15 protein-coding genes are annotated in these 17,861 nt (G+C 42.0%); 6 read left to right on the top strand and 9 right to left on the bottom strand.

Features of this window, described 5'->3' with window-relative positions:
- Positions 1-282 precede the first annotated feature (282 nt).
- Positions 283-1,329 (bottom strand): rod shape-determining protein, encoded by a 1,047-nt coding sequence (locus N7974_RS00075; RefSeq protein WP_262963679.1) that lies wholly within the window; start codon positions 1,327-1,329, stop codon positions 283-285.
- 250 nt (positions 1,330-1,579) lie between these two features.
- Between N7974_RS00075 and gatC the strand changes: the two genes are divergently transcribed.
- The 4 genes from gatC (at position 1,580) to N7974_RS00055 (ending at position 6,137) form a co-directional block, all read left to right on the top strand.
- A complete protein-coding gene (gene gatC / locus N7974_RS00070; protein WP_262963678.1) occupies positions 1,580-1,867 on the top strand; it encodes an Asp-tRNA(Asn)/Glu-tRNA(Gln) amidotransferase subunit GatC in 288 nt (95 codons plus the stop codon).
- A gap of 15 nt (positions 1,868-1,882) precedes the next feature.
- Positions 1,883-3,334 (top strand): Asp-tRNA(Asn)/Glu-tRNA(Gln) amidotransferase subunit GatA, encoded by a 1,452-nt coding sequence (gene gatA, locus N7974_RS00065; protein WP_262963677.1) that lies wholly within the window; start codon positions 1,883-1,885, stop codon positions 3,332-3,334.
- A 10-nt stretch (positions 3,335-3,344) separates the two neighbouring features.
- A complete protein-coding gene (gatB, locus tag N7974_RS00060; RefSeq protein ID WP_262963676.1) occupies positions 3,345-4,778 on the top strand; it encodes an Asp-tRNA(Asn)/Glu-tRNA(Gln) amidotransferase subunit GatB in 1,434 nt (477 codons plus the stop codon).
- Positions 4,779-4,910: 132 nt separating this feature from the next.
- Complete coding sequence (locus tag N7974_RS00055; RefSeq protein ID WP_262963675.1) at positions 4,911-6,137, top strand: PDDEXK-like family protein; 1,227 nt, start codon at positions 4,911-4,913, stop codon at positions 6,135-6,137.
- A 350-nt stretch (positions 6,138-6,487) separates the two neighbouring features.
- On the opposite strand, the gene N7974_RS00050 is transcribed toward N7974_RS00055, so the two are convergent.
- The 5 genes from N7974_RS00050 to glnA all read right to left on the bottom strand — a co-directional run bounded on the left by N7974_RS00050 (position 6,488) and on the right by glnA (position 13,430).
- Entirely contained in the window at positions 6,488-7,897 is a 1,410-nt protein-coding gene (locus N7974_RS00050; protein ID WP_262963674.1) for an ammonium transporter, read from the bottom strand.
- A gap of 17 nt (positions 7,898-7,914) precedes the next feature.
- A complete protein-coding gene (gene glnK / locus N7974_RS00045; protein ID WP_243221145.1) occupies positions 7,915-8,253 on the bottom strand; it encodes a P-II family nitrogen regulator in 339 nt (112 codons plus the stop codon).
- A gap of 993 nt (positions 8,254-9,246) precedes the next feature.
- Positions 9,247-10,662 carry a nitrogen regulation protein NR(I) gene (ntrC, locus tag N7974_RS00040; RefSeq protein WP_262963673.1) on the bottom strand — a complete coding sequence of 472 codons (1,416 nt, stop codon included), beginning with the start codon at positions 10,660-10,662 and terminating at the stop codon, positions 9,247-9,249.
- The gene (glnL, locus tag N7974_RS00035) at positions 10,655-11,707 is read right to left on the bottom strand and encodes a nitrogen regulation protein NR(II) (RefSeq protein WP_262963672.1); all 1,053 of its coding nucleotides are present in this window, start codon (positions 11,705-11,707) and stop codon (positions 10,655-10,657) included. Before glnL ends, ntrC begins: the two co-directional genes overlap by 8 nt.
- Before the next feature lie 313 nt (positions 11,708-12,020).
- A complete protein-coding gene (glnA, locus tag N7974_RS00030; RefSeq protein WP_262963671.1) occupies positions 12,021-13,430 on the bottom strand; it encodes a glutamate--ammonia ligase in 1,410 nt (469 codons plus the stop codon).
- 465 nt (positions 13,431-13,895) lie between these two features.
- Between glnA and N7974_RS00025 the strand changes: the two genes are divergently transcribed.
- Entirely contained in the window at positions 13,896-15,323 is a 1,428-nt protein-coding gene (locus N7974_RS00025; protein ID WP_262963670.1) for a porin, read from the top strand.
- 447 nt (positions 15,324-15,770) lie between these two features.
- Here the strand turns inward: N7974_RS00025 and N7974_RS00020 are convergent, their stop codons facing one another.
- The gene (locus N7974_RS00020) at positions 15,771-16,181 is read right to left on the bottom strand and encodes a hypothetical protein (RefSeq protein WP_262963669.1); all 411 of its coding nucleotides are present in this window, start codon (positions 16,179-16,181) and stop codon (positions 15,771-15,773) included.
- A 253-nt stretch (positions 16,182-16,434) separates the two neighbouring features.
- Here N7974_RS00020 and N7974_RS00015 point away from each other — a divergent pair, with 253 nt between their 5' ends.
- A complete protein-coding gene (locus N7974_RS00015; RefSeq protein ID WP_262963668.1) occupies positions 16,435-16,827 on the top strand; it encodes a hypothetical protein in 393 nt (130 codons plus the stop codon).
- 106 nt (positions 16,828-16,933) lie between these two features.
- Here N7974_RS00015 and N7974_RS00010 read toward each other — a convergent pair whose 3' ends face one another.
- Together N7974_RS00010 and N7974_RS00005 are read right to left on the bottom strand one after the other, a co-directional pair.
- Entirely contained in the window at positions 16,934-17,563 is a 630-nt protein-coding gene (locus tag N7974_RS00010) for a 2OG-Fe(II) oxygenase family protein (RefSeq protein WP_262963667.1), read from the bottom strand.
- A 51-nt stretch (positions 17,564-17,614) separates the two neighbouring features.
- Positions 17,615-17,861: hypothetical protein (locus tag N7974_RS00005; RefSeq protein WP_262963666.1), on the bottom strand; the 247-nt coding region annotated here is incomplete at its 5' end.

Here is a 17,861-nt window from a genome sequence, read left to right as displayed (position 1 = left end):
TTGTTGACAGGGCTCTCGCACCTGAAGGCGAAAGTCTTTACTTATGCTCGCCAACACAAATAGCGTTCCGAAACCGGAGCTTCACTGCCATTAAGTTAAGCTTTGAAATACCTTTTACATGGAGTGCAAACCTAGGTTTGTACTCCTGCAGTCCCTGTTGATAAGGAATCAAAAAACATGTTTTTTGATTCCTTATTTCTTAACTTAATGGCAGTGAAGCCGGAAGCTTGGGAATAAGTTGAATAAGAAAACCAGGACATAATACGATTTGCAGCCGGGCTATTACTCGACTGAAAAAGTTGAGATGCCTTTTTTATCCAACATTTCCAGAACCATGCCACCACCTCGGGCAACACAAGTTATGGGGTCATCAGCGATGTGCACGGGCAAACCGGTTTCTTCGGCAATCAATCGGTCAATATCTTTTAATAAAGCCCCGCCGCCCGTTAAATAAATGCCGCGAGTAGCAACATCAGCACCCAACTCCGGTGGCGTTTGTTCCAGTGCCACTTTTACGGCACCGATAATACCCGATAGCGGCTCTTGCAGGGCTTCCAGAATTTCATTGCTGTTCAAAGTAAAACTACGCGGCACACCTTCTGCCAGATTACGGCCTTTAACTTCTATTTCCCTGACTTCACTGCCAGGATAAGCGGTACCAATTGCCAGCTTTATTCTTTCCGCAGTAGCTTCGCCAATTAAAGTACCATAATTTCTACGCACATAATTGATAATGGCTTCGTCAAAACGATCACCGCCGATACGAACCGAGTTTGAATAAACAATCCCGTTTATTGATATAACGGCCACTTCCGAGGTACCACCACCAATATCAAGCACCATTGAACCACAGGCTTCTTCCACCGGTAAACCCGCGCCAATAGCTGCCGACATGGGCTCTTCAATTAAATAAACCTCACGGGCACCGGCCATGGCGGCAGACTCACGAATCGCGCGACGCTCGACTTGCGTTGACCCGCAAGGTACACAAATTAAAATACGTGGACTGGGTCGTAACCACCGGTTTTTCTTGTGAACTTTTTCGATAAAAAATCGTAACATCCGCTCGGTGATGGCAAAATCAGCAATGACCCCGTCTTTTAGTGGCCGAATTGCCGTAATATTGCCTGGCGTACGTCCCAACATTTGTTTGGCGTCAGTACCGACAGCGGCAATGGTTTTGGAGCCACGGATTTTATCTTCTTTAATAGCGACAACGGATGGCTCATTAAGCACGATTCCTTGCCCCGGGATATATATCAGTGTATTGGCAGTCCCCAGGTCTATTGAGAGATCGTTGGAAAAAACACCGCGAATTCTTTTGAACATTTTGACCTGCTTCCTTTAAAGAAGAAAATGACACTACTTTATCAATCAAGCGGGTATTTGAGCAAGATATAAGTATGATTTTTGTAGTAATATACGTGGCAAAGGTAAAAGCTAAATGGTGAAATGTCCAAGGTCCAAGGCTAAAAGCAAAGAACGAGGATGTTGAAAATCAGGTTTTTTTCACCTTTAATCGTGTACTTTTTATGATCGATAAACAACATCAAAACTGATTTTAAATAGGGAGACAACAATGTCGTTAACGGCAGATGATGTAAACAAAATTGCGCATTTGGCGCGTTTGGGAATTGAAAAACAAGATATTGAATCTTATGCAAAAGATCTTTCAGGCATACTGGATTTAATGACCCAAATGAGTGAGTTAAATACCGATGATGTTGAGCCTATGGCTCATCCCATGGATCAGGCACAACGGTTAAGAGCTGATATGGCGACAGAACAGAATAATCGGGAAAAATTTCAGGCTATCGCGCCACAAGTCGAAGCGGGACTTTATCTGGTTCCCAAAGTCATTGAATAAAAGGAACGCACAATAATGCACACTAAAACATTGTTAGAATTAGGCCAAAGTTTGCGTTCAGGTGAATTTTCCAGCGTAGAGTTAACTCAAGGGTTTTTGGATCGAATCAAGCAACACCAACATCTAAACGCTTATATTACTGTCACTGAAGCTGCCGCACTGCAAAATGCCCAGGCAGCTGATGTTCGACTGGCTAACGGTACTGCTGAATTATTAACCGGCATACCCATTGCCCAAAAAGACATTTTTTGCACCCTGGATGTTAAAACCACCTGTGGTTCTAAAATGCTCGATAATTTCACTGCGCCGTATAACGCCACGGTAGTCGAAAAATTTAATCAGGCGGGTGCCGTCATGTTGGGCAAACTCAATATGGATGAGTTTGCGATGGGCTCATCGAACGAAACCAGTTATTACGGTGCCGTTAAAAACCCCTGGGATATCAATAAAGTTCCCGGTGGTTCCTCTGGCGGTTCTGCAGCAGCGGTCGCCGCACGACTGGCCGTCTGCGCAACCGGTACCGATACCGGAGGCTCGATACGCCAACCTGCAGCCTTGTGCGGCATTACCGGATTAAAACCCACTTATGGCCGTGTATCCCGCTACGGCATGATTGCTTATGCCTCCAGTCTGGATCAGGGCGGCCCCATGGCACGTAGCGCTGAAGATGCAGCGGTTATGTTGCAAACCATGGCAGGATTTGATGAAAAAGATTCAACCAGTGTTGATTTGCCCGTCCCCGATTATTGTGCCGGACTAAATAACTCGCTTGCCGGTTTAAAAATTGGTTTGCCCAAAGAATTTTTTGGCGACGGCTTAAACAGCGATGTCGCGGCAACGCTTGAAACAGCCATCAATGAATACCGTAAATTAGGCGCAGAGATCAAAGAAATCTCCATGCCTAATTTAAAATTAGCTATCCCGGCTTATTATGTGATTGCTCCCGCTGAATGTTCGGCCAACTTGTCGCGTTTCGATGGCGTGCGTTATGGCTATCGCTGTGAAAACCCGGTCGATTTGGCCGACCTTTATACCCGCTCTCGCGGCGAAGGCTTTGGCAAAGAAGTTAAACGTCGCATTCTTATGGGTACTTATGCGTTATCCACCGGCTATTACGATGCTTATTATCTTAAAGCACAAAAAATTCGACGCCTAATCAGTGAAGACTTTAAAAATGCGCTAACCGAAGTGGATGTCATCATGGGTCCTGTCACACCGACAACGGCTTTTGGCATTGGCGAGAAAATGAGCAACCCGATAGAAATGTATTTATCCGACATTTATACCATTGCCATCAACCTTGCCGGCGTCCCTGCCCTGTCAGTTCCTGCCGGATTTGTAGGCGGGTTACCCGTAGGCTTGCAGATTATTGGTAATTATTTTGCCGAAGACCGCTTGTTAAACATTGCCCATCAGTACCAACAAGTGACCGATTGGCATAAACACACCCCTAAAGGTTTTGAATAAGGAATTAACGATGGAATGGGAAACTGTTATCGGCCTGGAAGTGCACGCACAATTGGCAACCAAATCAAAAATTTTTTCCGGCGCACCGACGGCTTATGGCGCAGAGCCCAATACCCAGGCTTGTGCTGTCGATTTAGGCTTGCCCGGTGTTTTGCCGGTATTAAATAAAGAAGCCGTGCGCATGGCAGTCATTTTTGGCATGGCTATCGAGGCGCATATCGCCCCGTATTCGGTATTTGCCAGAAAAAATTATTTTTACCCCGACTTACCCAAAGGCTATCAAATCAGCCAGATGGATCACCCTATTGTCGGTGTTGGACATTTGGATATTGATGTTGATGGAGTAACCAAACGCATTGGCGTCACGCGTGCCCATCTGGAAGAAGATGCCGGTAAATCACTGCATGAAAACTTTCATGGTTTAACCGGCATTGACTTAAATCGTGCAGGAACGCCACTATTGGAAATCGTCTCCGAACCGGATATGCGCTCCGCCAAAGAAGCGGTTGCCTATATGCGCAAGTTACATGAACTGGTCCGTTATCTGGGCATTTGTGACGGTAATATGCAGGAAGGTTCTTTCCGTTGTGATGCCAACGTCTCGGTACGTCCCAAAGGCCAAGTTGAATTTGGCACGCGAGCGGAAATTAAAAACATCAACTCGTTTAAATTTGTTGAAAAAGCCATTAACCATGAAGTTGAGCGGCAAATTGAGCTGATAGAAAACGGCGGCAGAGTCGTTCAGGAAACCCGTTTGTATGATTCCGTAAAAGATGAAACGCGCTCCATGCGCAGCAAAGAAGAAGCCAATGACTACCGGTACTTCCCTGACCCGGATTTATTGCCCGTTATCATCGACGAAGACTTTAAAGCGCAAATAAAAGCGGCATTACCTGAATTACCTGAAGCCAAAAAACAACGTTTTAAATCAGATTACAATCTGGATGAAGAAAACGCGACTATTCTTATCTCCTCGCGTCAATTGGCTGATTATTTTGAAAATGTGGTTAACGCATCAGGCTGCGAAGCCAAGCTCTGTGCCAACTGGATAACCGGCGATCTTTCTGCGGCACTCAACAAAGCAGGTCTGGAAATTACTGACTCACCGGTCAGCGACGAACGTCTGGCAGGTTTATTAACCCGTATTAGCGACAACACCATTTCCGGTAAAATCGCCAAACAAGTGTTTGAAGAATTGTGGCAATCCACATCATCGGCCGATGAAATTATTGCCGAAAAAGGCTTAAAACAAATCACTGACTCGGGTGCCATTGAAGCCATTATCGACAAAATCATTGCCGACAATCAAGGCCAGGTTGAACAATACCGTAGCGGTAAAGATAAAGTCTTCGCTTTCTTTGTCGGCCAAGTGATGAAAGCCATGCAAGGCAAAGCCAATCCCGCCGAAGTAAACAAAATGCTCAAAGAGAAATTACAAGGGTAACTCTACCCTTGATCCAGACAAAGTGGGCAATACTTTTTTGCCCACCTCTTATTTTTGCCATTCGTAGTCTCAATGCAGTAAAGAAATGAGGCGTCAGCTTTGTAAGTCAATATTATATAAGGGAATAACAAATTGGAAGCGCATAAAATAGAAGAATGTCTAGCAATTTATCAAGACTTGAAAGCTGAGAATAAGAAGCTGATAGAGCAGGGAGTTCATGACTATAGCTTAATGAATGCTTTGTTAAATACTAATGATGAAGTCAGGCTTCATTCAAGATTTATTTTCTCCATGATCAACCCTGATGGACTGCATTATTGCGGCAATCAATTTTTAAAAGTTTTTCTTGGCCTACTTCCTGATGAACTTAAAAGTTTTATTGATCCTGAAAATGCCAAAGTATTCAAGGAAAAAGGTAGTATTGATCTACTGATACATGACGATAACAACTTCTTGATAATAGAGAATAAACTTAACGCAGTTGATCAAAAATATCAAATTACACGCTATATTCAATATGTTCAAAAAAAATTCTTTGAAAATAGAGAAGATATTTCCAGTAATATTGCCGTTATTTATTTATCGAAAACCAAGAAAGAGCCTTCTTCAGAGTCTAAAAGTTTAATCGGCTTTAGGCCTGAGAGTGGAACACTTCATTGGGAAGGATTCCCCGATAATAGGCCTGAACTGTTATCAAGTATTAATCTAAATACTGGAGCAAAAATTCCCTTTGTGCATTTGCCATACTTTCCAAAACTGCAAGAGTGGGTAAGTAACTGTACCAAACTCGCGCCTGCAGGAGGACGAAAAAATGCCTTTGAAGAATATCAAATGATATTGGAACGATTAAACACTAATAAACCATGGAGAAAAGTTTTGAGCTTGGATCAATACGCACTGAATCTGCCAGAAGATGAACAAAAAAAAATATATGAATTAATGGTGGAATCTAGAAAAAGCTTAGCTGATTTTGTTTCTCATAAACTGTGTAAAGAGCTTACCAGCATATTTGGCGAAGAAACTATTAATAAGCATGGTGAATATAAACCATTTACAGTAGCAAGCATCAGCAAATGGTTACGACAAAAAGGTAAAAAAGATGATTGGAAAGACATTGGCTTTAGCTTTAGCATGACTGATCCAGATGGCCCGCGTGTCGGTTTTGTTCTTGCAGAAATATATGCTTACTTCGGTATTTACGATGAAGCCAACAGTATTGTAAGAAACAAAAGTCAAAATCAAATTCTAGGGGGAAATACCCGGAAATCTCATTTACGGGTATTGCTTTTAAATGATCCCGAAGGCATTTACAAGTTTATAAACGAGATAAAAAATAAAAAAATTGAGCTTGGGCTTTAAATTACTGACAACCAAGATGTTGTAATAACTGCAAATAACGCTTAAGACGGATTAACTCTGTAGGCTGGATTGATCCGACAGGTAATCTACCACAACTTAAATAGACTGATGTCGGCGTTATTGTGCTTATAAGGCGGTTTTCTGACGCGAAACTACCCCAGCAACATCTATAGAAAGAGTACTTAAAGAAGTATTTTTCGGGCAAAAAAAACGGGTGCTACATGCACCCGTTTTTTTGATTAAAGCCAATAATCAACTTTGATCTGGTAAAGCCTATCTAAAATTAATAACAACCTTTTTGTGGATCTCTCTATCAACTAAAACCCATCGTTATTTATTACCGGTTTAAATTACTGGTGATAAGCGGTTTCGCCGTGTTCGGAAATATCCAGACCGACGCGTTCTGATTCTTCACTAACACGAAGTCCTATCATAATGTCCACAAATTTAAAGGCTATAAAGGAAACAACAGCAGACCAAACTATGCATAATGCAACGCCCCAGAGTTGGCTTATAAACTGACCCGACATGCTGTATTCTGCTACGCCATTAGTGACATAATCCCAAACGCCTGTACCACCTAATGCCGGACTGGCAACAACAGCAGTACCTAAAGCGCCAATAATTCCACCAATACCATGTACACCAAAAGCATCCAGCGAATCATCATAACCCAGCTTGCTTTTCAGGCTTGAAACCGCGACGAAACATAACGCTCCGGCAATTAAACCCAAACAAATAGCGCCCATAGGTCCTGACCAACCACAAGCCGGCGTAATGGCAACCAACCCGGCAATTGCACCGGAAGCGCCACCCAACATACTGGGCTTACCACGTATTATCCATTCCGCAGCAGTCCAGGCTAACGTAGCGGCAGCACTGGCCAGCAAGGTATTAACAAAAACCAAAGCCGCAAGGCCATTGGCCTCAAGATTTGAGCCAACATTAAAACCAAACCAACCCACCCATAACAACGATGCACCAATCATAGTCATCGTGACACTATGAGGGGCAAGAGATTCTTTTTTGTAACCGATACGTTTACCAACCATCAAGCAACCAATCAACCCGGCAATACCCGCATTAATATGGACAACCGTGCCGCCGGCAAAATCCAAAGCTCCTTTTTGAAACAAAAATCCTGCAGTAGCGGTTGCAACACCGGCAGCATCAGCATCAGTATAGGCATCTGGACCTGACCAATACCAAACCATGTGCGCCATTGGTAAATAGGCAAACGTAAACCAAATAAACATAAATATTAATATCGCTGAAAATTTAACCCGTTCGGCAAATGCACCAATAATCAACGCCGGGGTAAGACCTGCAAATGTTAACTGAAAGGCAATATACATATACTCGGGAACGTAAACACCTTTGCTGAAAGTAGCAGCCATTGAATCCGGCGTGACGCCAAGAAGAAACAACTTGCTCAAGCCACCAAAAAAAGCGTTACCCTCGGTAAATGCAATACTATAACCATAAACCGCCCACATTATTGCCATCATCGAGAAAATAACGAAGACCTGCATTAATATTGACAGCATATTTTTGGCACGCACCATACCACCATAAAATAATGCCAAACCAGGAATAACCATAAGAATGACTAAAACAGTCGCCATAATCATCCAGGCAGTATCGCCTTTATTAATAGTCGGCGTAACAGCGGCTGCCGCACTAACAACTGGCTCAGCGAAAGCAAATCCGGCAAAACCCAACAGAGCAACTGCAATAAAGCTTTTTAATAGATGTTTCATATTTCTCCCCTTATAATCTAAAGCGCTTCATCGCCGGTTTCACCGGTACGAATCCGAACAACCTGTTCCAAATTGGTTACAAAAATCTTGCCGTCACCAATTTTTCCTGTATTAGCCGCCTTGGTAATAGCCTCTACCGCCTGACTAAGCAATTGATCGGCAACTGCTACTTCAACTTTGGCTTTAGGTAAAAAATCAACGACATATTCGGCTCCACGATAGAGCTCGGTATGACCCTTTTGGCGACCAAAACCTTTGACTTCGGTTACGGTTACACCAGAAACCCCCATTTCTGAAAGCGCCTCACGAACATCATCCAGCTTAAAAGGTTTAACAATGGCTGTTATTAATTTCATTTGTTCCTCTCTTTAATTTTAAAGTAACGACTCAAAATTACTTAAAGCATGGACTGTGCCAAGTGTGTTCTTATACCCCCCACAATTATTTTACCGTATACGACAAAGCCATATTTAACAGGCTTTAGAGGTCACCAATTAATTGGTTAAACTAATAATCACCTGAAACTTACCCCGCACTACCTAACGGCAATGCTTGTTATCTAAAAATACATTAGTGAGCAGGCGATAAGACGCACCATGTTGGCGCAATTATGTTTGTTATGAGCTGTCGTGGTGCATAAAGAATATCGGTGTAAAATTTAATCCCAAAACCATAATAGTCACACCAGAGAGACAGCTATAGACTTTCAGAAATTAAACTTCCATAACATGATGATTTAGTTTATACGGATAACATCCCTTCAAGGGATGGTATCCGATAGCATCGAAATTTTTTATCTGAAAATCTATATCTTGGAATAAAAATATTAAATGGACATATTGACTACCGCGTAGTTATTCACCGCCCCCTTTGAAAAAGAGGGCGAGCAAAGCGAGGGGGACTTAATAAATACGCTACAGCTAATAAGCTGTTAGTCGCTTTATAAAAACACGTTCCAGTATCTATAGATTTTCAGAAATCAAACTTCCATGACATGAAATTTTTAGCACGCACGGATACCATTCCTTAAAGGGATGGTATCCGTTAGTATCGAGATTATTTAACTAAAAATGTAACAATACTGGAGCGCTGGTGAATTAAACTGATGGGTTACAAAATATCAAATTTTTTGTAGCTTTTATTTTAGCTAAAAATATATTAAGACTCGATGTTCAAGTTTTTAATTCTTGATTTTAGAGAAGCCCATTGAATCAAGCCTTACAGCCATGATTGAAATCATGTGGCACTTGAGTCTATTGATGAAAACACCTTGATTTATCTGGGTTCGTCCCAGTCAAGCTAAAAAACTTGAACATCGAGTAAGAGGTAAAACCAACTAACAGCCGAGATTATTCTTCTATTCCCAATTCTTTTATTTTACGGGTCAGGGTATTTCGCCCATAACCTAATAAAATAGCGGCTTCATGGCGTTTACCCCGAGTAAAATCCAAAGCGGCTTTAATCAAAATCGCTTCAACGGCTGGAATGGTTTGTTTGGCAACCTCGGCTTCTTTTGTCAGTAACTGTTGATCAATCCACGTTCTCAGTAAGGACTCCCAGTTAGTTCCTGTGACCTCTTTTTCTGTCACAGTATTGAGTAACTCAGGCGGTAAATCATGTAAATAAATTTCTCGCCCCGATGCCATGACCGTTAACCAACGACAACTGTTTTCCAATTGCCTTACGTTTCCCGGCCATTCCAATGTACTTAAGAAAGCTTCCGCCTCCGGCTTCAATATTTTATTTTCAACGCCCAGCTCGGAAGCGGCCTGATGTAAAAAATGGCGTAATAACAAAGGGATATCTTGTTTACGCTCACGTAGCGCCGGTATATGTATCCGAATCACATTTAAGCGATGAAATAAATCCTCCCGAAAACGACCTTGTGCAACTAATGTTTCAAGATCCTGATGGGTGGCCGCAATAATGCGCACATCAACCTTAACAGCAAGATGCCCCCCAACCGGATAAAACTCGCCATCTGCCAGCACTCTTAATAAGCGGGTTTGCAATTCTGCCGGCATATCACCTATTTCATCAAGAAACAGCGTACCGTTATTAGCTTGCTCAAAGCGACCCGCTCGCCGTACTTGCGCCCCCGTAAAAGCCCCCTTCTCATGTCCAAAAAGCTCTGATTCCATTAAATCTTTAGGAATCGCGGCCATATTCAAGGCAATAAAAGGGTTTTTAGCTCTGGGACTATGACGATGTAAGGCTTTAGCGACCAATTCCTTACCCGTTCCCGATTCACCGTTAATAAGTACGGTTATGTGAGATCTCGCCAACCTGCCTATCGCTCGAAAAACTTCCTGCATCGCCGGCGCTTCGCCTATAATTTCCGGAGTAGGCTCAGCAGTCGTTGTAGCATCGCGATGGGCATCGTCTTGTTGCTGTCGACCATGAATGCAGGCGCGTTGCGCCAGATTAACCACTTCTTTAATATCAAACGGTTTTGGCAAGTACTCGAAAGCACCACCATGAAACGCGGAAACTGCACTCTCCAGATCGGAATGCGCGGTCATGACGATAACCGGTAAATGAGGATGACTCTGCTGAACCTTGTCTAAAAGCTCCAGTCCATCCATGCCAGGCATACGAATATCCGTTATCAGGGCATCAGGCAAATCATCTTGCAAAGCCGCCAACAAATCTTTACCGGCAGAAAAGCAACGCGTAATGATACCGGATTTTTGTAGGGCTTTTTCGACAACCCAGCGTATGGATTTGTCATCATCAATAATCCAGACAGTATCAGGCTTAGTCATTATTACCAACCTCCATAGGCAAAAATATTGAAAACACCGTATTTCCCGGCTCGCTATTACACTCAATCAACCCGCTATGCTGATTAATCAGTGCTTGCGCAATAGATAAACCTAGCCCTGTGCCTTCAGCTCGTCCGGTAATCATCGGATAGAATATTTGGTTCATCATGTTGGCATCTATACCCGGTCCGTTATCAATAATGTCGCACTTTACTGCCAACTTATAACGTTTACGGCCTATAGTCATCTGCCTGTGTATGCGTGTTTTAAAGATAATATTGCCTTTCCCTTCGACAGCCTGCACAGCATTTCTGGCAATATTTAAAATAGCCTGAATAAGCTGATCTTTATCAGCATAGATATCAGGAATACTGGGATCATAATCATGTTTGATAGACAGGCTGCCGCTAGATTCAGCATTAACTAATTGCCTGACCCGCTCCAATACTTCATGAATATTAAGCGCCTTTTTATTGGGCAATTTATTCGGCCCCAACATTTTATCCATCAGGCCTTGCAAACGATCTGATTCATCTATGATAATTTGCGTATATTCTTTAAGTTCCGGATCATGTAATTCCAGGTCCAGTAACTGGGCTGCACCACGCAAACCGCCTAACGGATTTTTGATTTCGTGCGCCAAGCCCCTGACCAGTAATCGAGCCGTATTCTGTTGCATTAATAACTGCTCTTCTTTTGATATACGCAGATGGCTGTCTACCTGTTGAAGCTCGACCAGTATTTCACTAACTTGCTCATTGATTAACAGCGGTGTCGCACTAAAGTTGGTCGTCACATTATGGCTCATCCGGTTCAACGTCAGCGCACGATCAACCAATGGTTCAGCCATCTCCAAGGATTGTTTTAAATTAAGCAACAAAGCAGGATCAGAAGATTTAAATAATTCTTCCGCACTTTGGCCGACCAAGTGATGCGCACTGTCAGCCAGTAAAATTTCTCCAGTCGTATTGATAAATGTCAATGTTAATTGGCTATCAAATAATAAGATTGCAGTGTTAAGGTGATCCAGTATGCGTTTATACATAATTTCTTAATCGATGGTTTTTTGATGTAAAAGCGTTATATTTATATTAGCAATTTATAGACCAAGCCACGTAAAAGCAGGGTTGTCTTAACAATAGCAACGATCATAAAAACCATAGCAATAAAAAACGCCCCAAAACAGAGCGTTATTATATATCAACATCACACTCACTGCCGGGTGTGAACAAAAAAGACAGTAAATTACGGGATTACATAGTTTCGTGTGGGAACGTCCGGGCATAAAAAAACCCCGCAAGTCGAATGACTTACGGGGTTCTCTGTCTTGCTAAGCCGATATTAAGCCGGCATGGATCTTAAAGACTATAGTACATATCATATTCAACAGGATGCGTACTCATGCGAACACGGGTAACTTCTTCCATTTTCAGCTTGATATAGCTGTCAATAACATCATCAGTAAAAACACCGCCAGCCTTTAAAAATTCACGGTCATTGTCCAACGCATCTAAAGCTTGGTCAAATGAATGACAAACTTGTGGAATATTGTTGGCTTCTTCTGCAGGTAAATCATATAAATCTTTATCCATGGCATCGCCAGGATGAATTTTGTTTACGATACCATCCAGGCCGGCCATCAACATGGCGGAGAATGCCAGGTAAGGGTTTGCTGTTGAGTCAGGAAAACGCACTTCAATACGACGACCTTTTGGATTGTTAACAAAAGGAATACGAATGGAAGCTGAACGATTACGTGCTGAGTAAGCCAACATAACGGGGGCTTCAAAGCCTGGAACCAAACGTTTGTAACTATTGGTTGAAGCATTGGTAAAAGCATTAAGTGCTTTTGAATGCTTAATGATGCCGCCAATGTAATACAAGGCCATTTCAGACAAGCCACCGTATAAATCACCAGTAAACAGGTTAACGCCGTTTTTGGCCAGTGATTGGTGAACGTGCATGCCACTACCGTTATCGCCCACTAAAGGTTTAGGCATGAAGGTCGCTGTCTTGCCATAAGCGTGAGCAATATTGGCAATAACATATTTCAGCTCCAATACTTCGTCGGCTTTTTTAACCAGAGTATTAAATCTTACGCCGATTTCACATTGGCCGGCAGTAGCAACTTCGTGATGATGAACTTCAGTAACTTGGCCCATTTCCTCCAAAGTTAAACACATTGCAGAACGCATATCCTGCAATGAATCGACTGGTGGTACGGGGAAATAACCGCCTTTAACACCTGGACGATGTCCGGTATTGCCGTCGGGATAAACTTTTTCCGAGTTCCAACCCGCTTCTTCCGAGTCAACCTTGTAGAATGAACCACTCATATCAGTGCCCCAACGGACATCATCAAATATGAAGAATTCATTTTCCGGACCGAAAAATGCAGTATCGGCAATGCCGGTTGATTGTAAATAGCTTTCAGCACGTTTGGCTAATGAACGTGGATCACGCTCATAACCTTGCATGTTTTTTGGCTCAATGATGTCGCAACGCAAAATTAAGGTGTTGTCATCAAAGAATGGATCCATCACAGCAGTCGATGGATCAGGCATCAAAATCATATCTGATTCATTAATATGTTTCCAACCAGCAACTGAAGAACCATCAAACATATTACCTTCTTCAAAGGTATCTTCATCTATAGAATGCGCAGGAAATGTGACATGTTGTTCTTTACCACGCGTATCACAAAAACGAAAATCAACGAATTTCACGTCGTTTTCTTCGATCATTTTAAGTACTTTTTTTGCAGACATCTGAGTGGTCTCCTTGGACTTGGTTATTATGGGATCAGTGTTTTATGCCAAACGATGTAAAGATACCACTTTTTTTAATAAATTGACCACTAAAAAAATGAACAACTATAATTGGTCTGTTTTGGTGCAATAATTAAAAACGAGTACAAGGGCTTTTATTATCAATACCTGTAGCGCATAACAAGCAATTATATTGAAACAGAAACTGGTTGATTTAACTTATTATTTTGCTCAAAAATAACAAAAAAGTCTAAATTGCACAATTTTAATTCAAGGCACGCACCACAGTAGTGCTTACATAACGTGAAAATGCAACTAAAATCTATAACCCACTGTTTTAATTAAAAACAATTATTTGGCATGGTAACTGCTTAGTATTTTACCGTGCTGTATGCCAAACGGTTCATTACGTTGTTATTTAACAACAAGACGCTTTTATCCAAGCCTTAATCAAAAGGAAATAACATGAAAAGTATACCCAAACGCAAAAACCCGATGATTATCGTGGCGGCAAGTGGTCTTTTATCAATGACTATGGGTGCGACTAACGCTTATGCCGTACAAGAAGCAACCGCAGAGATGTCAGACGCAGATATTAATGCAAAAGCTGAGCAATATAATATAGTTGAAACAAAAGGCATGATTGCCGCACTGACAAAATATGATGTCAATGAGAGCAAATTTTTAAAAAATAATGGTATCACTGTGGGTGGTTCGAGCAATGCAGGTATTACCTACAATGCAAATGATCCTTCCAACGGCTTTAATGGCCCCGTTACTTTTGGGGATCGCTCTAGCGAATTCCAAATGAATCAGTTAAATCTGTTTGTGCAACGTGCTGTAGCGACGGAAGGCGATAAGTGGTCTTTTGGTGGCCGTTTCGATTTTATGTACGGTACTGACGCAGTTTTTACCCAGGCTTATGGTGTTCCGGCATTTGATATTAATTCCGGCGAGGCAAAAAGCCGGAGTAATTGGGATCTTAATCTTAATGGTACAGCGGGCAATCGCTTCTATGGCATGGCACTGCCCCAAGCATATGGAGAAGCTTATGTACCTATCGGTAATGGCCTTAATGTTAAGGCGGGTCATTTTTACACACCCATCGGTTATGAAACCGTACCGGCTGCTGATAACTTTTTCTACTCCCATGCTTATACCATGCAATATGGCGAACCGTTCACGCATACCGGTTTCATGGGTAACTATGCCGTTGACAAAAATTGGGGGGTTATGGGCGGCGCAATTACCGGCAGCGCTACCGGCGGCTGGGATGGCGGTTGGAATAAACAACTGGGTAACTGGGGCGGACTATTTGGCACAACCTGGACCAGCGATGACAAGGGAACCTCTGCTAATATCAGTGGTACCTATAGTGCAACTTCAGAGCAAAACAGTAGCGCCTTTGCACTATATAGCATTGTTTTAAAACATAACATTACTGACAAAACCCACTTGATCCTGCAACATGATCACGGTTTTGCCAATAATGTTTACAACTTTGCTACTGCTACACCGAATGACGTAGATGCCGAATGGTATGGCATCAACTCACATTTGTACTATGACCTAAAAGACAACTTATCCGTAGGTGTGCGGGCTGAATGGTTTCGTGATCAAAACGGACTTCGGGTCTGCTCTCCAGGACGTGTAGGCGCCGCTACCAACAGCTCAGGTTACAGTTATGCAGCCCCTGGCAGCGTTGCTGCCTGTAATGCAGCCAGTTATTACGAAGTCACTGCGGGTTTAAATTGGAAACCCACCAAATGGCTAAACTTACGTCCTAATATCCGCTATGATTGGGTAGATGGAGCCAATGGTTCTCCTAGCACTTTCGCCGACGGCAAGACTGCGCAATTTTTGTTCTCCAACGATTTTACCGTTACTTTTTAATTCTGCAATCACCTGAAAATCCTTTAAAAAAAATGCGCCGTCAGGCGCATTTTTTACTTCTAATAACTCAAGTTATTAAGTAACCTACCGCTACTATTCGAATTCGGCTTAATTGCAGCCCACATCCTCGACATCCTGTTGATAGTAACAGGATGTTTTCTAACTAACGAAGCAATAGTATTTTTGAATAACGCTTGTTTTTTAATTATGCGGAATATCGCTTTAATTAAAAACCCGATTTACTGACTCAGTAGTTTGAAATCATATTAAATGGCTGTCAGAAATCTTGCCATAATTTCATCAAAACTACAGTCGATAGCCATATTAAAAAACATCAACGGTGACAGTCTGTTTATATAGACCATTTACCCGTCAATAGCCCAAGCATCCAATTATTAAAATACTCAGGCTTAAAGAAAGTATGAGTTCACAGCAATGCTTTTATCGCTAAATTTTTGATGCGGCTGGCCGACCGGTTTGCACTTTTTCGACTTGCTCAATAACACTTTTAAGATCATCCAAGGTTAATTGGGTGAGTAAATGCAGTCCGGCACGAAGAATCTCACCCTTCTTGACATTAATTCCTGCTGCCAGACAGGTCTTCTTAAGCTGTGAAATTTTTAAATAATCTTCTTCCGGGAATGAAAAACTGTCCCTAATCACTTTTACTTTAGGATTTTTTTTCTTTTTAATATCTGCTTTTTCATCAACTTCAGCTTCAATTACCTCAACAGTCACATTTGACTTTTCAACTGTCGGCTTTTTAGAGATTTTTTTATTGGTTACTTTCTCTATTGGCAGCTCAACTTCAACGGCTTCTGTTATTGTTTTTTTTGCTTTCTGCTTTGTTGCACTCATTATAAATTCTCCTTACCATTCAATAAAAAAACAGTATATACCGTTTATACTGTTTTAAATAGTATTTAATCTATAACTACTTTCTAAGCTCAACACTTTACTTATCGACTATATTGACAGTATCCCATCTGGCTTCTTGAACTAATATCTATAGGAAAAACAATCGCTATAAAATATACTCAAGCCATGCATTTTAACCCAATGTTAAATACCCCCATCATTAACAATTTTAGCCAATAGATAAAGGTGATTCATGATTAACTTACCCGTGTTGCTTTTGTCGGCAATATTGCTTTCGGGGTGTGCCAACAACCAATTAGTCACTGAAAATGGCTCGAATACCAACCTCGGTTATTTTTCAGATGCATTAACATGCAACCAATCAACCACGCAAAAAACAAAGATTAACGTTCCTACGGGAGGAGTACAAACTGTTATTGAGATGCCAATCGGCTACGATGCAAATACCTTTGTCGATTGCATGAAGCATGAAGGATGGCCGGTTACGCATGCGGATCCCACTGAATATCTTAAAGTTTCAACGGATTGCCTTCAAAAAACCCAAGGAACAGAAAATATGGATGAAAACTATGCTGCCTGTGTAAAACGTAGTCGTATGAATGTCGATGTTATCACCGACAAATAGGCAGGTTTAATATATCAATCAGTCGATTGATTTCCGATTAAAAATCCTGATTGTCCTTTTTTATAAAAAGAACGGGCAATCAGACAGATAATTGATGGCCAAAACATTAAGAGCGAATAGTTTTCGCAAAGCGGGCGTTAAAGGCAATTGATATACGATCTTCTTCGCTCTCGTTGGGATAAACCCAATGCCGTAAATAAGACGGAAATATCAACAGCATACCGGCTTGTGGTTTCATGATAAATTTACTGGCAAAGCAGCCTGCACCATCCACTGCCAAGGTACGAACATTGGTGCGAGTATCAAAAAATTCGATACTGCCACTCAGGTCTTTATCGCCTTCTGGGACACTGACATAGTAGCAGCCAGACCAAGTCCAGTTAGGATGATCATGCGGCGTATTAAGGCCTCCGTGACCCAGTACATTAACCCAGCCCTCGGCCTGAATGCTATAGAGCGGAAAGTCAAAATCGGGGGAGACATTTTTGGTAGCCAGTTGAATCGCTTCCACAATATGATTACGCAAAGCCTGAAAACCAGGTTCGCTGCGCATAAAAAAATCATCATCGGAGTGCCAGCCTCCCCAGTTGCTTCGCTTCATTCCTGAGGAATCAGCCTGTAACGCGCCAATTTCTGATAGTAGTTGAGAGTTAAGCGCTTGGTAGTCTTCCATCTCAAAAATAGTCAGTGGTGAATAAAATAAGGGCTGCATACCTTGCAGCTTTAGAGTGCTCATAGAATATTTCCAAAGTCAGTGGTGTAATCCGCGCGCTCATATTTGCGGAATTTATGATCGAGGTGTGACCCCGTAAAGTATAAGTACCTGAATGTGTTTATTTCGCTCATGATTCGAAAAGCGAACTCCGAAAGGAATAAACACATTCAGTTTATCCCGAGAATCATTAATAGACATCTTTCCTAAATAATCAACATAGAGCTTGGTCTTAATAAGGTTAAAATAGCGACCTGCCTTTGAAAACACGGATAGCCATGACCCCTTATGCCCAACTGCCCAAGCACAAGCCTGAAGAATT

The organism is Methylobacter psychrophilus (assembly GCF_025583945.1).
Classification (GTDB): domain Bacteria; phylum Pseudomonadota; class Gammaproteobacteria; order Methylococcales; family Methylomonadaceae; genus Methylobacter_C; species Methylobacter_C psychrophilus.
The sequence above is the reverse complement of the archived record's forward strand: the minus strand, read 5'-3'. Positions and strand labels throughout refer to the sequence as shown.

Excerpts from the sequence above, each read along its gene's own strand:
- N7974_RS00075 (WP_262963679.1), bottom strand. The coding sequence starts at position 1,329 with ATGTTCAAAAGAATTCGCGGTGTTTTTTCCAACGATCTCTCAATAGAC.
- gatC (WP_262963678.1), top strand. The coding sequence starts at position 1,580 with ATGTCGTTAACGGCAGATGATGTAAACAAAATTGCGCATTTGGCGCGT.
- gatA (WP_262963677.1), top strand. The coding sequence starts at position 1,883 with ATGCACACTAAAACATTGTTAGAATTAGGCCAAAGTTTGCGTTCAGGT.
- gatB (WP_262963676.1), top strand. The coding sequence starts at position 3,345 with ATGGAATGGGAAACTGTTATCGGCCTGGAAGTGCACGCACAATTGGCA.
- N7974_RS00050 (WP_262963674.1), bottom strand. The coding sequence starts at position 7,897 with ATGAAACATCTATTAAAAAGCTTTATTGCAGTTGCTCTGTTGGGTTTT.
- glnK (WP_243221145.1), bottom strand. The coding sequence starts at position 8,253 with ATGAAATTAATAACAGCCATTGTTAAACCTTTTAAGCTGGATGATGTT.
- ntrC (WP_262963673.1), bottom strand. The coding sequence starts at position 10,662 with ATGACTAAGCCTGATACTGTCTGGATTATTGATGATGACAAATCCATA.
- glnL (WP_262963672.1), bottom strand. The coding sequence starts at position 11,707 with ATGTATAAACGCATACTGGATCACCTTAACACTGCAATCTTATTATTT.
- glnA (WP_262963671.1), bottom strand. The coding sequence starts at position 13,430 with ATGTCTGCAAAAAAAGTACTTAAAATGATCGAAGAAAACGACGTGAAA.
- N7974_RS00025 (WP_262963670.1), top strand. The coding sequence starts at position 13,896 with ATGAAAAGTATACCCAAACGCAAAAACCCGATGATTATCGTGGCGGCA.
- N7974_RS00020 (WP_262963669.1), bottom strand. The coding sequence starts at position 16,181 with ATGAGTGCAACAAAGCAGAAAGCAAAAAAAACAATAACAGAAGCCGTT.
- N7974_RS00015 (WP_262963668.1), top strand. The coding sequence starts at position 16,435 with ATGATTAACTTACCCGTGTTGCTTTTGTCGGCAATATTGCTTTCGGGG.
- N7974_RS00010 (WP_262963667.1), bottom strand. The coding sequence starts at position 17,563 with ATGAGCACTCTAAAGCTGCAAGGTATGCAGCCCTTATTTTATTCACCA.